Source organism: Arthrobacter sp. SLBN-83, assembly GCF_006715285.1.
In the GTDB taxonomy this organism is placed as follows: domain Bacteria; phylum Actinomycetota; class Actinomycetes; order Actinomycetales; family Micrococcaceae; genus Arthrobacter.
Genome location: NZ_VFMX01000001.1, coordinates 612,530 through 626,717 on the forward strand (window position 1 = coordinate 612,530; position 14,188 = coordinate 626,717).

Annotated in this window: 15 protein-coding genes; 6 read left to right on the plus strand and 9 right to left on the minus strand. The window is 66.0% G+C overall.

Annotated features, from left to right (window positions below):
• Positions 1-79: 79 nt before the first annotated feature.
• The 4 genes from cysS to FBY30_RS02690 all read right to left on the minus strand — a co-directional run bounded on the left by cysS (position 80) and on the right by FBY30_RS02690 (position 3,425).
• Positions 80-1,543: a cysteine--tRNA ligase gene (gene cysS / locus FBY30_RS02675; protein ID WP_142131124.1), complete on the minus strand. Its 1,464-nt coding sequence runs from the start codon at positions 1,541-1,543 to the stop codon at positions 80-82.
• Between the two features lie 21 nt (positions 1,544-1,564).
• Positions 1,565-2,053 carry a 2-C-methyl-D-erythritol 2,4-cyclodiphosphate synthase gene (ispF, locus tag FBY30_RS02680; protein ID WP_200830623.1) on the minus strand — a complete coding sequence of 163 codons (489 nt, stop codon included), beginning with the start codon at positions 2,051-2,053 and terminating at the stop codon, positions 1,565-1,567.
• An 8-nt stretch (positions 2,054-2,061) separates the two neighbouring features.
• The gene (gene ispD / locus FBY30_RS02685) at positions 2,062-2,844 is read right to left on the minus strand and encodes a 2-C-methyl-D-erythritol 4-phosphate cytidylyltransferase (protein WP_142131126.1); all 783 of its coding nucleotides are present in this window, start codon (positions 2,842-2,844) and stop codon (positions 2,062-2,064) included.
• 98 nt (positions 2,845-2,942) lie between these two features.
• On the minus strand, positions 2,943-3,425 hold the full coding sequence (locus FBY30_RS02690; RefSeq protein ID WP_011690592.1) for a CarD family transcriptional regulator: 483 nt from the start codon (positions 3,423-3,425) through the stop codon (positions 2,943-2,945).
• A 271-nt stretch (positions 3,426-3,696) separates the two neighbouring features.
• On the opposite strand from FBY30_RS02690, the gene FBY30_RS02695 reads away from it, so the two are divergent.
• Entirely contained in the window at positions 3,697-4,314 is a 618-nt protein-coding gene (locus FBY30_RS02695; protein WP_142134840.1) for a hypothetical protein, read from the plus strand.
• 89 nt (positions 4,315-4,403) lie between these two features.
• On the opposite strand, the gene FBY30_RS02700 is transcribed toward FBY30_RS02695, so the two are convergent.
• The gene (locus tag FBY30_RS02700) at positions 4,404-5,084 is read right to left on the minus strand and encodes a response regulator transcription factor (protein WP_142131127.1); all 681 of its coding nucleotides are present in this window, start codon (positions 5,082-5,084) and stop codon (positions 4,404-4,406) included.
• Positions 5,081-6,349 carry a sensor histidine kinase gene (locus FBY30_RS02705; RefSeq protein ID WP_200830743.1) on the minus strand — a complete coding sequence of 423 codons (1,269 nt, stop codon included), beginning with the start codon at positions 6,347-6,349 and terminating at the stop codon, positions 5,081-5,083. Before FBY30_RS02705 ends, FBY30_RS02700 begins: the two co-directional genes overlap by 4 nt.
• Positions 6,350-6,555: 206 nt before the next feature.
• On the opposite strand from FBY30_RS02705, the gene phoU reads away from it, so the two are divergent.
• On the plus strand, positions 6,556-7,218 hold the full coding sequence (phoU, locus tag FBY30_RS02710; protein WP_142131128.1) for a phosphate signaling complex protein PhoU: 663 nt from the start codon (positions 6,556-6,558) through the stop codon (positions 7,216-7,218).
• Positions 7,219-7,287: 69 nt separating this feature from the next.
• Here phoU and FBY30_RS02715 read toward each other — a convergent pair whose 3' ends face one another.
• Positions 7,288-8,034 (minus strand): phosphoglyceromutase, encoded by a 747-nt coding sequence (locus FBY30_RS02715; RefSeq protein WP_142131129.1) that lies wholly within the window; start codon positions 8,032-8,034, stop codon positions 7,288-7,290.
• A 99-nt stretch (positions 8,035-8,133) separates the two neighbouring features.
• Here FBY30_RS02715 and FBY30_RS02720 point away from each other — a divergent pair, with 99 nt between their 5' ends.
• Positions 8,134-8,991 carry a class I SAM-dependent methyltransferase gene (locus FBY30_RS02720; protein WP_142131130.1) on the plus strand — a complete coding sequence of 286 codons (858 nt, stop codon included), beginning with the start codon at positions 8,134-8,136 and terminating at the stop codon, positions 8,989-8,991.
• On the opposite strand, the gene FBY30_RS02725 is transcribed toward FBY30_RS02720, so the two are convergent.
• Both FBY30_RS02725 and FBY30_RS02730 read right to left on the minus strand, forming a co-directional pair.
• Entirely contained in the window at positions 8,976-9,329 is a 354-nt protein-coding gene (locus tag FBY30_RS02725; protein ID WP_142131131.1) for a DUF2516 family protein, read from the minus strand. The two genes, FBY30_RS02720 and FBY30_RS02725, sit on opposite strands and share 16 nt — an antisense overlap.
• Positions 9,330-9,338: 9 nt before the next feature.
• The gene (locus tag FBY30_RS02730; RefSeq protein WP_142131132.1) at positions 9,339-10,529 is read right to left on the minus strand and encodes a trans-sulfuration enzyme family protein; all 1,191 of its coding nucleotides are present in this window, start codon (positions 10,527-10,529) and stop codon (positions 9,339-9,341) included.
• A gap of 133 nt (positions 10,530-10,662) precedes the next feature.
• On the opposite strand from FBY30_RS02730, the gene tmk reads away from it, so the two are divergent.
• The 3 genes from tmk to FBY30_RS02745 are packed head-to-tail and all read left to right on the plus strand — an operon-like array spanning position 10,663 to position 14,110.
• Positions 10,663-11,385, plus strand: a complete 723-nt coding sequence (tmk, locus tag FBY30_RS02735) for a dTMP kinase (RefSeq protein WP_142131133.1) — start codon at positions 10,663-10,665, stop codon at positions 11,383-11,385.
• Positions 11,382-12,545 (plus strand): DNA polymerase III subunit delta', encoded by a 1,164-nt coding sequence (locus FBY30_RS02740; RefSeq protein ID WP_142131134.1) that lies wholly within the window; start codon positions 11,382-11,384, stop codon positions 12,543-12,545. Before tmk ends, FBY30_RS02740 begins: the two co-directional genes overlap by 4 nt.
• On the plus strand, positions 12,542-14,110 hold the full coding sequence (locus FBY30_RS02745; RefSeq protein ID WP_142131135.1) for an alpha/beta hydrolase: 1,569 nt from the start codon (positions 12,542-12,544) through the stop codon (positions 14,108-14,110). The genes FBY30_RS02740 and FBY30_RS02745 overlap by 4 nt, the downstream gene beginning before the upstream one ends.
• Positions 14,111-14,188 lie beyond the last annotated feature (78 nt).

A 14,188-nucleotide genomic window follows, 5' to 3' on the forward strand; every position in this document is an offset into this window, starting at 1 on the left:
GCATACCAGTCTACTGACCCGAAAAAAATCGGGGGCTGCTGGTTGTTCGGAGAGGTTCAGCCGGGCTTGGTGGTGGGCCTTAGTCGCGCTTGAGGCTCCAGGTGGCGCCGTCCGGGCCGTCTTCCACCACAACCCCGGCCTGGTTCAGGGTGTCCCGGATGGCGTCGGAGGCTGCCCAGTCTTTTTCGGCCCGGGCAGCGGCACGCGCCGACAGCTGCGCTTCCACGAGGACTTCCAGCGCGTCAGCCTCCCGAGTGCTCACGGCCGCGGACCCCGCGACGGCGTTAAGGCCCAGGACGTCGGTCATAAGGGCTACCGCTTGCAGGGCGTCCCGGGCGGCGGCGTCGTCACCCTCGGCCAGGGCAGTGTTGCCGGCCCGGACGGTGTCGTGCAGGGCCGCCAAAGCGCGGGGGACGTTGAGGTCGTCGTCCATGGCCTCACAGAATGCGTCGATTCCGGCCGAGGCGCCGTGGTTGCCGTCGGCGATGCCGGCGTCGCCACCGAACCGGGCCGCCGCTTTGGCCAGGAACCCGTCAATGCGTTCGACGGCGGCCGCGGCCTCCTGCAGCGACGTGGGCCGGTAATCCAGCACCGAGCGGTAGTGCGCCTGGCCCAGGTAGTAGCGCACCACGCGGGGCGGGGCCAGTTCCAGCATTTCGGCCGGACTGATGGTGTTGCCGATGGACTTGGACATCTTTTCGCCCTGGTACGTCACCATGCCGTTGTGCATCCAGAAGTTGGCGAACGGGTGGCCGGCCGCCTGCGACTGCGCCATTTCGTTTTCGTGGTGCGGGAAGCGCAGGTCCAGGCCACCGCCGTGGATGTCGAAGGCGGTGCCGAGGTACTTGGTGACCATGGCAGAGCACTCAAGGTGCCAGCCGGGCCGGCCGGCGCCCCAGGGCGAGGCCCAGCTGGCGGTGGCAGGCTCCCCTTCCTTGGAACCCTTCCACAGCGCAAAGTCGCGGGGGTCCTTCTTGCCGCGGGGATCGGCGTCGGGCGCTGCCTGCATGTCATCGATGTTCTGCCGGGTCAGTGCGCCGTACTTGTCCCAGGAGCGGACGTCGAAGTAGACATCGCCGGAATCATCCAGTGCCGGGTAGGCGTGGCCGCGGTCGATCAACTGCTGGATCAGCGCATGCATCTCGGGGATATGCCCCGTGGCCCGCGGTTCGTAGGTGGGGCGCGAAACGCCGAGGGTGTCGTAGGCCTTCAGGAATTCGCGCTCGTAGCGGTACGCCAGCGCCCACCACTCTTCGCGGGCCACCTCCCCCGCTTCCGGGCTGAAGTCCGGTGCGAAGGAAGCCTCCGACTTGGCCAGGATCTTGTCGTCGATGTCCGTCACGTTGCGGACGACGGTGACGCGCAGCCCCCGGTACTGCAGCCAGCGCGTCAGCTGGTCGAAGGCGATGGCGGAACGGATATGGCCCACGTGCGGCATGCCCTGGACCGTGGCTCCGCAGTAATAGAGGCTGACCTTGCCCTCGACGAGGGGGACGAAGTTCCGGATTTCGGCGGAGGCGGTGTCATAGAAGCGCAAGGTCACCGCTCAAGACTAGCCGATGGCTTAGGACCGCCGCGGGTACACCAGGGCGGTGGCCACTGCCGAAATGCCCTCGCCGCGTCCGGTGAAGCCCAGGCCGTCGCTGGTGGTTGCCGTGACCCCCACGTGAGCGCCGGCCGCGTCACTGAGGACCTTTTGGGATTCCTCCCGCCGGGGCCCGAACTTGGGCCGGTTGGCCACGAACTGTACCGCGACGTTGCCGATCTCGAAACCGGCCTCCCGGACGATCCGGGCCGCCTCTGCGAGGAGGGTGGCGCCGGAGGCACCGACGAACTCCGGACGGTCGGTGCCGAAGTGCGTGCCAAGGTCGCCGATGCCGGCGGCGGAGAACAGCGCGTCCGCGGCGGCATGCGCCACGGCGTCCCCATCAGAGTGCCCGGCAAGGCCACGTTCGCCGGGCCAAAGGAGCCCGCCCAGCCAGAGCGGACGGGGGGCGTCTTCGGGGGCGTACGCGTGGACGTCGATTCCCACGCCCGTCCGGGGGAAGGCCATGTCCTGGCTCATCCTTCCACCCACCGGGCTCCGAGCGGACCTTCCAGGAGGCCTTCGGAGAAGATCAGGTCCAGTGGCGTGGTGATTTTGAGGGACTGCGTCGAGCCGCGGACCACGTGGACGGGAGTGCCCAGCATTTCAACCAGCATGGCGTCATCGGTGACAGCCGCTGACTGTTCCTCATCCAGGGCCTGCGCCGCCTGGTGCGCCTGCAACAGCGTGCCGATCCTGAACCCCTGGGGCGTCTGTACCGCGCGCAGTTCCTCGCGGCGGGCAGTCCCCGTGACAACCTCGGGCGCGAGGGCCGCGTCCTCCCCCGTGGTGGCAGTCACCGTTTTGACGGTGTCCACGACCGGAAGCGCGGGAATCACGGCATCGGCACCGGCGGCAAGCGCATCGGAGACGCGGTGGAAAACCGACTCGGGTGTAAGTGCGCGCGCAGCATCGTGGACCAGGACCGCCTCAATGCCCTCCATCAGCGCAGCGATGCCGGCCCGGACGGAGTGCGCCCTGGTGGATCCGCCGTCGACAAGCGTCAGGAGGGGTCCGCCGTCGGCAAGTTCGCCGCGGAAGTCGTCGCACAATTGGCGCAGGCCCTGCTCTCCTGCGGGCAGGGCGACGCACACCTGCGTGGCAACCCCGGACGCAACGATGCCCCGCAGGGCATGCATCAGGATTGGCTCGCCGCCCAGCGGCACGGCCGCCTTGGGCATGCCGTATCCAAGGCGTTGCCCTGAACCTGCGGCCACCAGGATGACAGCTGTGACCAGGCGCGGAGGTGATTCACTCATGCGGACTAGCCTACGACGCCGGCACGTGCGCAAGCGCGACACCCGCGTGGGTAAAAAAGAAGCCCCGGCGGCACTTGCGTGCAGCCGGGGCTAAATTCTTAGGAAGCCAGGACCTCGTCGAGAACGCTTGCAGCCTTCTCCTCGTCGGTCTTCTCAGCCAGCGCCAATTCTGAAATCAGAATTTGGCGGGCCTTGGCCAGCATTCGCTTCTCGCCTGCGGAAAGGCCCCGGTCGTGATCCCGGCGCCACAAGTCGCGAACAACCTCTGCCACCTTGATGACGTCACCGGAAGCAAGCTTCTCCAGGTTTGCCTTGTACCTGCGTGACCAGTTGGTGGGTTCCTCGGTGAACTCGGCGCGGAGCACATCGAACACGTGCTCCAGGCCTTCCTTGCCCACTACGTCCCGGACCCCAACAAGGTCAACGTTCTCTGCTGGAACTTCAATGGTCAGATCACCCTGGGCCACCTTGAGCTTGAGATACATCTTCTCTTCGCCCTTGATGGTGCGCATCTTGATTTCTTCAATCTTCGCAGCACCGTGGTGAGGGTAAACTACTGTCTCGCCGACCTCAAATACCATGTGGACATTTCCCCTTTCCCGCTGACCAGTTTATCACGATTCAGGCATATGACCGGCCCGGGAAAGAGCCTCGAACCGCGAAAATACGCGGAAAAACGGCCCAATCAACCTCGTCCACCCTCTTGACGAATGGGCAGATTAGTGCATCGCGTGAGCGCTCGCACAGGGGTTGTGACACGGCCGAATCCTCGTTTGACCCTCTTTGCGGATAGGCTATGGCTGAAAAAGACTTCAAATTTCTTGAGGAGTACGTGACGTGCGTTCCACTGCGATGAACCGGGCCCAGCGCGGCAAACTGGCACTGACGGCTGCTGCCCTTGGCGCCAGCCTGCTGACCGCGGGCTGCGGTTACATCACGCCCCAGCAGACCAGCCATCAGTACTCCGCCTCGGACGGCATCCGCGCGGACCTCGGTCCGCTGCAGCTGCGGAACATCCTCATCGTCTCCGCCGGCGAAAATGAGCCCGGCCGCCTGATCGGCGCCGTCTACAACTCCTCCTCCAAGGACGTGAAGCTCACCGTCAACGGCGCCAAGGGCTCGCAGACCGAGGTTCCGGTGAAGGCCAACTCCTACACGCTGCTCAACGAGAACTCTGATGCCGCCATCCTGAGCACCACCGGCGGGAAGCCCGGCTCCCTGGTGGACGTCAAGGTCAGCGAGAACGGCACCAACGTCAGCAACACCATTAAGGTTCCTGTCCTGGACGCCACCCTCCAGGAGTACAAGAACTACGTCCCCACCCCGAGCTCCTCGGCGACGTCTTCCTCTTCAGCAAGCCCGAGTTCGTCAGCCAGCGCCGGCTCCCCCGCAAGCGAGAGCTCGTCGGCAGGGGCGGGCTCGTCCGCCAGCGCCACTCCGAGCGCTACCGCAACCGCCACCAGCCGCTAAGCGGTCTCCGGCCGCAGGAGGCCGGCAGGCATAACAAAAGGGAGAAGCCCCACGGCTCCTCCCTTTTGTTATGCCGCCATCCGGCGCGCTTAGGGTTCGAACTTGTAACCGAGGCCGCGGACAGTCACCAGGTAGCGCGGGGCAGAGGGATCGGGCTCGATCTTGCTGCGGAGGCGCTTCACGTGAACATCCAGGGTCTTGGTGTCCCCCACATAGTCGGAGCCCCACACACGGTCGATCAGCTGGCCCCTGGTCAGCACCCTGCCCGAGTTGCGCAGGAGCATCTCCAGCAGCTCGAATTCCTTCAGCGGAAGCAGCACCTGCTCACCGTCAACGCTCACCACGTGCCGCTCGATATCCATCCGGACGGGTCCGGCCTGGACAGTCGACGAAACCAGCTCCTCCGGCTCACCCTGGCGCCGCAGCACGGCCCGGACGCGGGCCACCAGTTCCCGGGACGAATAGGGCTTGGTCACGTAATCGTCCGCGCCGAGTTCAAGGCCCACTACCTTGTCGATCTCGGAGTCCTTGGCGGTCAGCATGATCACAGGAACGCTTGAACGCTGGCGGAGCTGGCGGCACACCTCAGTGCCGGAGAGGCCCGGAAGCTGCAGGTCGAGCAGCACCAGGTCGGCGCCGTTGCGGTCGAATTCGGTGATGGCGTCAAGACCGTTGTCCACCACCTCCACCTCGAACCCTTCTTTACCCAGCAAATAGGACAAGGGATCGCTGAACGATTCCTCATCCTCCACAATCAAAATCCTGCTCAAGCTCTGGCTCCTTGTTCTGTAGCGCCCGGTTCTGTTGCGCCGGTGGCGCGGGGTACTTGGGTAAGGGCTGGTTGCCCGGACGTCTCCCGGGCCTGCGCCGGCGCCACTGCCGGTGCCTCCGGAACTGAAGGCCCGGCGTCGCCCTCCTGCCCTTCCATTTCGGGCAGCCGGAGGGTGAAGGTGGATCCCTGCCCGGGCTGGGACCACAGCGTTACTTCACCGCCATGGTTGGAAGCCACGTGCTTGACGATGCTGAGGCCCAGGCCGGTACCCCCGGTCTGGCGCGACCGGGCCGCGTCCACCCGGTAGAAACGCTCGAAGACGCGCTCCTGCTCCTCGGGGCTGAGCCCCTCCCCCTGGTCGGTTACGGAAACCGAAACCAGGCCTTCCCTGGAACGCACGCCGATCCCCACGCGGGTGTTGGGCGGTGAATAGCGGATGGCGTTGTCGATGAGATTGCGCAGCGCCGTCACCAAAAGGTCCTGGTCGCCGAACACCTTGCCGTCGGTGCGCCCACCCACCACGATGCTGATGTTCTTGCTCTCGGCGGGAAGCTGCGACCGGTCCACGGCCTCGGCGATGACGGCGTTGATGTCCACGGGTCCGCCCTGCTGCGTCACGCTGGCGCCCTGCAGGCGGGAAAGTTCGATGATGTCCTGGACCAGGGCTGCCAGCCTGGCCGATTCCTTGTGCATGCGCTTGGCAAAGCGGCGGACGGCTTCTTCGTCATCGGCCGACGATTCGAGCGCCTCGGCCAGCAGGGAGATGGCGCCCACCGGGGTTTTCAGCTCGTGCGATACGTTGGCCACAAAGTCGTTGCGGATCTCTTCGGTGCGGGTGATCTCGGTACGGTCATCGGCGAGGAGGAGAATGTATTCCTCACCCAGCATGGCTGCCCGGACCTGGACGATGATGGTTCCCTGCCCCAGCGGCCCCCGCGGAAGCTCCAATTGCTTTTCGAGGATGACGCCGTCCCGCCGTACCCCGGCGGTCATGTCCAGGAGTTCCTTGTGGACCACGGTGTGCCCGCGGACCAGTCCGTATGCGTAGGCTGCGGGGCTGGCACGGACCACGCCGTCCACATCGTCCAGCACCACAAAGGCACGTCCCACGACGGCGAGCACCTCCGCTGCACCAGCCGGAAGCGCAAGCTCCTCGGGTTCGACGTCCAACAGCTCGCGCTGCTTCTCGCTGACCCGGTAGGCAAGCACGCCGAACGTGCCAAGCGCCAGGCCGATAAGGCCGGCAACCAGACCAATGAGCATAGGATCCACAGCTCCACTTTATGCTCTTGCCTGGAGCCGTCCGCCGCCTTCCGGGCCATCCGGCGAACGGTTCAACTAACGTTCATCTGTGTGGGCATAATCGTTTACCGGGCGATGCCAGAGTTGGTGGTTAGAGCGCCCAACGGCGACACGATTCCTGCTGCCCTGGAGCGGCCGGCGGGGAATTCCAAGGAAAGGACGCCCACGTGCGTAAGGTTTTTCAGGAAGAGCTCACCCAGGTCGGTGACCAGCTGGTGGAGATTTCCCGGCTGGTCAGCGAAGCGATGGCCAAGGCCACTACCTCCTTCCAGGTAGCGGACGTGGACCTCGCCCAGGACGTCATCGCAGCGGATGCGCGCATCGACTTCCTGCAGAACAGCCTGGATGAGCGGGCAATCGACATTCTGGCGCTGCAGGGCCCCGTCGCCAGCGACCTGCGCATGATCGTGGGTTCCCTTCGGATGAGCGCCTCCCTGGAGCGGATGGGCGACTTGGCCCGCCACATCGCCCAGCTGGCCCGCCTCCGCTACCCCTCCACGGTGATTCCGGAGTCCATGACGGACACGTTCAACCGGATGGCCCAACTGGACCAGGAAATCGCGGACAAGCTGACGGTCCTGCTGGAGAGCCGCGACCTTGAGGTGGCCCGGGACATCCTCAAGGCCAATACGGCCATCAATGATCTGCACTTGAGCGTGTTCAAGGCCATCGCGGCCCCCGACTGGTCCGGGTCGCCTGCCACCACCGTGGATGTGGCCCTTGCCAGCCGCTACTTCGAGCGGTTCGCGGATCACGGCGTTTCCGTCGCCCAAAAGGTGACCTACCTGGTCACGGGCGCGTGGCAGCCCAACGCCACCGAGCACAGCTAAGCCAAGTAGAACAACGACGGCGGGCTGGTCACCTGAGGTGACCAGCCCGCCGTCGTATGCGTTAACGCCCTAATTCTTGCCCTGATTGGCGACGGCAAGGATGGCTTGCTCGGCGGCCTCGGGATCGAGGTAGGTGCCGCCGGGCTTGATCGGCTGGAAGTTCTCGTCGAGGTCGTACACCAGCGGGATGCCGGTGGGGATGTTCAGTCCGGCGATTGCCTCGTCGCTGATGCCGTCCAGGTGCTTGACCAGCGCGCGGAGCGAGTTGCCGTGAGCGGTGACCAACACCGTCTTGCCGGCCTTGAGGTCTTCCTTAATGTCCGATTCCCAGTAGGGCAGGAGCCGCACCAGGACGTCCTTCAGGCACTCGGTGCGCGGGAGGGCGTCGCCCAAGTCCGCGTAACGGGGATCGTGGGCCTGCGAGAACTCGGAGTCATCGGGCAGGGGCGGCGGCGGGGTGTCGTAAGAGCGGCGCCATTCCATGAACTGCTCCTCGCCGAACTCGGCCAGGGTCTGGGCCTTGTCCTTGCCCTGCAGCGCACCGTAGTGGCGTTCGTTCAGGCGCCAGTCGCGCTTGACCGGGATCCAGCCGCGATCCGCCTTGTCCAGGGCGATGTTGGCCGTGTTGATGGCCCTCTTCAACAGGGAGGTGTAGAGCACGTCCGGGAGGATGTTGTTCTCTACCAGCAGCTCACCTCCGCGCGCTGCTTCCGCGCGGCCCTGGTCGTTCAGGTCAACGTCCACCCAGCCGGTGAACAGGTTCTTGGCGTTCCATTCGCTGTGGCCGTGGCGCAGCAGAATCAGCTTGTAAGTCATGATTTTCATCCTAGCCGAGCAGTGTTGCCGCCCGCCCAGCGTTACAAGGCGGCCGCAAAAGGCGCCGCACACGGCCGCCGGCGAAGATAGGGTTGTGCGGTGGTTCAAAAGGCTGAACGGGTCAATGCCCCGCAACTTTCCGGCAGGTCCTCCGCCATTAGGCAGGGGCGGCCGGTGGGCAACGTGACCCGCGGCACCACCAACCCCAACCGGATGCGCCGTGTGGACCGCTGGCTGGCGGGACCGCAGGCGTGGCGGCTGAGGAGGGCAACCGAGCCGCTCGTCGTGGACCTGGGCTATGGCGCAACGCCGGCCACCGCCGTCGAACTTTATGAAAGGCTCGCCGTTGTCCGGCCCGACGTGCGCGTCTGCGGGATCGAAATTGAGCCGGAGCGCGTCCGGGCAGCCCTTCCGCTGGAGCGTCCCGGACTGACGTTCCACGTGGGCGGCTTTGAGCTGCCTGTTCCCGGGCGCCCTGTCCTGGTCCGGGCCTTCAACGTGCTGCGGCAGTACGAGGAGGCTGACGTTGCGGGCATTTGGCGGCTGGTGCAGGACCGGCTGGCTCCGGACGGCCTGTTCATCGACGGCACGTGTGACGAGATCGGGCGGTGGGTGACGTGGGTGGCGCTGGACCGGCACCGCCCGCTTTCCCTCAGCATTTCCGTCCGGTTCGGGAGCTTCGACCTGCCCTCCGACGTCGCCGAGCGGCTGCCCAAGGCATTGATCCACCGAAACGTCCCCGGCGAACCGGTTCACACTTTCATGCAGGCAATGGACCGGGCGTGGCTTGAGAGCGCTCCGCTGGGGTCATTTGGCAACCGACAGCGCTGGGTGGGCATGTGCCGAAGCCTGCGCGGCGCGGGATGGCCAGTTCAGGACGGACCGGCCAGATGGCGGCTCGGTGAGCTGACGGTGGACTGGGAGGCCGTGGCGCCCCTGGATCACCAGGGGCCGTAGGGACCCATGTTGCGGCTGCCGCCCCGGCCGGCGTCCTTCACCGCGGGCCGGACATCGGCCAGGTAGACGGAGGCTGCCACGACAGCGGCGAGCCCGAACAGGCCGAGGGTGCTGAAGATGCCTCCACCCGCGCCGAGCAGCGAGATGAGGCCCACGGCGGTTGCACCGCCAGTGAGGGCGAGCCAGAAGGTCTTGGTCCGCTTGCCGGTGGCTTCGAAGGCGTTGGGCCGGTGGCGGAGGCAGTCCACAAACGCCCACAGTTCCAGCCCCAGGGCCACCAGGCCAAGGAGGAAGAACACTGCCTGCTCTACGTACGCAATGATTATTCGACCGTCCACAAGCCCAGCCTAGCCGTCCAGCGTGTCCAGCGCCTGCTTTAGGTCAGCCCAGAGGTCCTCAACGTTTTCCACCCCTACGCTCAGGCGCACCAGGTTCTCCGGCACGCTGGTGGGTTCGGCCGAATGCCGGCGCCGGCGCTCGATGAGGGATTCCACCCCGCCCAGGGACGTGGCAGGCAGCCAGAGTTCCAGGGCCTGCACCAGTTTGTCCGCAGCATCGGCGCCGCTGAGGCCTGCGGAAGGCGCCACCTGGATGCAAATGATGGAGCCGAACCCCTTCATCTGCTCCTTGGCACGGACGTGCCCCGGATCCGTACTGAGGCCGGGGAACCGGATGGATTCGATGGCCGGGTGCGCGGCAAGGCGCTCCGCCAGGACCAGGGCTGACTCCTGGGACCGCTCCACACGCAGCGCAAGGGTCCGCAGGCCGCGCAGTGCCAGCCACGCTTCGAAGGGACCGGCGATGGCACCGTGGATGATGCGGTGGTGGAGGAGCGTGGCACGGATCTCCGGGTTGGAGGTGACCAGCGCGCCGAGGACGACGTCCGAATGCCCGGCCAGGTACTTGGTCACCGAGTGGAGGACGACGTCGGACCCCAGCAACAGGGGCTGCTGCACCAAGGGGGTGGAGAAGGTGTTATCCGTAACGACGATCGCGCCGCCGGCATGGGCAGCCTCCGCGACGGCGGACATGTCGGCGATTCCGAGCATCGGGTTGGTGGGGCTTTCGAGCCACAGCATGGCCGCTGCCTTCGCGGACGGTCCCTTGGGTGCCAGCGCGTCCTTCACTGCATCGGTATCGGCAATATCGACAGTCCGGAGCTCGATGAAGCCCTTTTCGGCCAGCTCGGAGGCCATCACCAGCGAGCCGGAGTAGCTGTGGTTGGGCATGACCAGCACACCCCCCGCGGGAATCAGCGACAGCGCGGAACTGACCGCCGCGAGTCCCGATGCGTACAGCAGGCCGGGCAGTGCGGATCCTTCAAGCTGTCCCAGCGCCTCCTCGAAGGGGTCCCAAGTGGGGTTGGAATAGCGGCCGTACCCCCGGTCGCCATCACCCAGGGGGCCGGTGCCGAAATACGTGGAGGAAAGGGTAATGGGAGGATTGACCGGCTGGTCCCTTTCCCGCGGCGGCCGCCCGGCCGCCACCACCACGGTCTCGGGTGACAGGGACGCGGTCTGGTGCTCGGAAAGACTCATGGTGAAAAGCGTACTGTTCCTGATTGATCCGCGGCCAAGCAGTGACGAATTGTGGACGGCGTCCTCTCCACCTGTCCTGCACAGGCACTGGCTCGAGGCCGGAAATGTCCGCTTGCCTCGGTAGGCTTAAGAAGTGAACAAACAGAAGGCCGGATTATTCATCGCGTTCGAAGGTGGCGATGGCGCCGGCAAGTCCACCCAGGCGGCCCGTCTTGCGGCCGCGCTGGAATCCCGGGGGTACACCGTGCTGCGGACCCGTGAGCCCGGTGGCACCCGCATCGGGGAGAAATTGCGCTCCCTGGTACTGGACCACGGCAATGGCGAAATTGATGCCCACACGGAAGCCCTCATTTTCGCCGCTTCCCGCGCCGCCCACGCCACCCAGGTGATCCGCCCGGCGCTCGGCCGCGGCGAGATTGTGCTGACCGACCGGTACATCGACTCTTCGGTGGCCTACCAGGGGGCCGGCCGCAACCTCGGCCAGGACGCCGTCCAGTCCCTGAACGAGTGGGCCACCTCCGGCCTGCAGCCACACCTCACCGTTCTTTTGGATGTGGATCCCCAGCTTGGCCGCCGGCGCCGCACTGCGGGCCAAGCAGCCGAAGACCGCCTCGAATCCGAGGCTGACGAGTTCCACACCCGGATCCGGAGCGCCTTCCTGGACCTCGCCGCGGGCCGCCCTGGGTCGTATCTGGTCCTCCCTGCCCATCTGCCGGTCGATGACCTGGCGGCGCAGATTCTCGCCCGGGTGGAAACCTTGCTTGATGCGCCGGCCCCAGCGGCAGCGCATGCTCTCGCGCCGCAACTGGCTGAAGCAGCGGCACCCAAAGCAGCGGGCGACGGCGGTGGGGCGTGACCGTCTGGGATGACCTCCAGGGCCAGCCCGCCGTCGTCGAACAATTGCGCCAGGCCGCAAGCGGCGAAAGCCTGACGCACGCCTGGCTGTTCACCGGGCCGCCGGGCTCCGGCCGCTCCAACGCCGCCAAGGCCTTCGCCGCCGCACTGAACTGCGACCAGGAAGACGTCAGCCTCCGTGGCTGCGGGCAGTGCCAGGCATGCCACACGATCCTGGGCGAAACCCATTCAGATGTCACGTTCGTGCGCACCGAAAAAGTCACCATCACCATTGATGAGGCCCGGGAACTGGTGGCCGCGGCAGGCAACCGGCCGTCGTCGGGGCGCTGGCGGATCATCGTCGTTGAGGATGCCGACCGCATGGCCGAGCGGACCACCAACGTGCTGCTCAAAGCCATCGAGGAACCCACGCCGCGGACTATCTGGATGCTTTGCGCGCCGTCCCCTGCCGATGTCCTGGTCACCATCCGCTCCCGCTGCCGGAGTGTCGCTTTGCGGCTGCCGCCGGCCTCGGATGTTGCAGCCCTGCTGGTGCGGCGTGACGGCGTGGACCCTGCCCTTGCGGAGCAGGCAGCACGGGCAGCGCAAAGCCATGTGGGCATTGCCCGCCGGCTGGCAAGGGATCCAGCGGCAAGGGAACGCCGGCTGGAAACGGTCCGCTTTCCACTTGGCCTCCGCGGCGTTACAGCCGCGGTCATGATGGCGGACAAGCTGGTGAAGATCGCCACCGCCGAGGCCAACAGCTCCAACGAGGAACGGGACGCAGCGGAGAAGGCCGCCCTCCTCGCAACGCTGGGAGCGCCCGAATCGGGCACGCTGCCCCCGGCCATGCGCAGCCAGCTGAAGCAGCTCGAGGACGACCAGAAACGGCGGGCCAAGAGATCCATTACGGATTCCCTGGACCGTACGCTTACCGATTTACTGTCCTTCTACCGGGACGTGCTGATCATCCAGCTGGGGAACGCCGTGGAACTGGTTAACGTTGAGCTGAGGAGTGAGCTGGAAGAGTTCGCCGCCCGCAGCACTCCTGAAACCACCCTGGCCCGCATGGACGCCATCAACAAAGCCCGCGAACGCATCACCACCACCAACGTTGCCCCGCTGCTGACCATCGAGTCCATGGCGGCCAGCCTGATCCAGCCCTCCAAGGAGACCCGATGACTGCCCGCCCCCTGTCCGCACGCCACAGGTCCCTGGCGGTAGCCGTCCGCGCCGCGGGAGCAATGGCCCTGGCCATGGTCCTGGCCTCGTGCAGTCTGCTCAACGGCGGCGACAAGAACCCCCCGGAGGCGGCCACGGCCAAGGCCGACCCCTCAATCGTGGCTTCGGCCCCCGCGGGACTGGAGAAGTTCTACTCCCAGGAAGTCGTGTGGCAGCCCTGCGAAGGGGAATTCCAGTGCGCCAAGGTGACCGTCCCCATGGACTACGCCAATCCCGGCGGAGACACCATCCAACTTGCTGCCATTCGGGCTTCAAGCACGGGCAAGAAAACCGGCAGCCTCCTGGTCAACCCCGGCGGCCCGGGTGCCTCCGGCTACGACTTCATCAAGGACGCAGCCGCAACCCACTTTTCGGCTGGCGTACGCAACGCCTACGACCTCGTCGGCTTTGATCCGCGCGGCGTCAAGCGCTCCGCTCCCGTAACCTGCATGACCGACGCTGAACGCGACGCTGCCAGGGCCAAGATCTATGCCCTCGAAACCGACTCCGGCCTGGCCGCGGCGCTAGCTGACAACAAGGCGATCGCTGACCAGTGCGCGGCGCAGACCGGCCCGGTCCTGGGCCACATCGATACCGTCAGCGCCGCCAAGGACCTGGACGTACTCCGGGCCGTGGTGAACGACACCAAGCTGAACTACCTCGGCTACTCCTACGGCACGTTCCTGGGCTCCACCTACGCTTCGCTCTTCCCGGACAACGTGGGCCGCATGGTCCTTGATGGGGCTTTGGACCCGTCCATCAGCAACGAGGACCTGACCAGCGGCCAGGCCCGCGCGTTTGAAAAAGCGCTCCACAGCTACGTCGCCAGTTGCCAGAAGCAGGGCAAGTGCCCCCTGAGCGGCGATGTCGACTCCGGAGTACAGCAGATCCGGGACCTGATCAACGCGGTGCAGCAGACTCCCCGCACTGCCAAGGACGGTCGCCTGGTCAACGCCACCATGTTCGTCAGCGGCCTGATCACCCCGCTCTACAACGACCAAAGCTGGCCGGCCCTCACGCAGGCGCTGGAGGCGGCGATGTCCGGAGACGTGAGCCTCATGCTCCGGCTGGCCGACCTGGGCGCCGACCGTGGTTCCGACGGAAAATACACCTCCAATTCAACGTTCGCCTTCAACGCGATCAACTGCCTTGACTACCCCATGGTTTCGGATGCCGCTGGCATGCGCGCCGAAGAGAAGCGGCTGGAACAGGACTCCCCCACCCTCGGCTACTTCTTTGCCTACGGCGGCACCACCTGCGCGGACTGGCCCTACAAGAACCTCCGCACCCCGGCACCGGTGGAATACACCGGGGACTCCCCTATCGTGGTCATCGGCACCACCGGTGACCCCGCCACCCCCGTTGACTGGGCAGCCTCGCTGCGCAAGCAGCTGGGCAACGCCTCGCTGCTGACGTGGAAGGGAGAAGGACACACCGCCTACGGACGGGCCAACAGCTGCCTCGAGGATTCGGTGGACAACTACCTGGTGGGCGGCAAGCTTCCGGCCGACAATACGGTCTGCTGACCACCCGGCAGCCGCTGCACGGCCCATTTTGACCGGGGCGCGCAGACTCCATTACAGTTGACTCTTGCATGAGGCGCC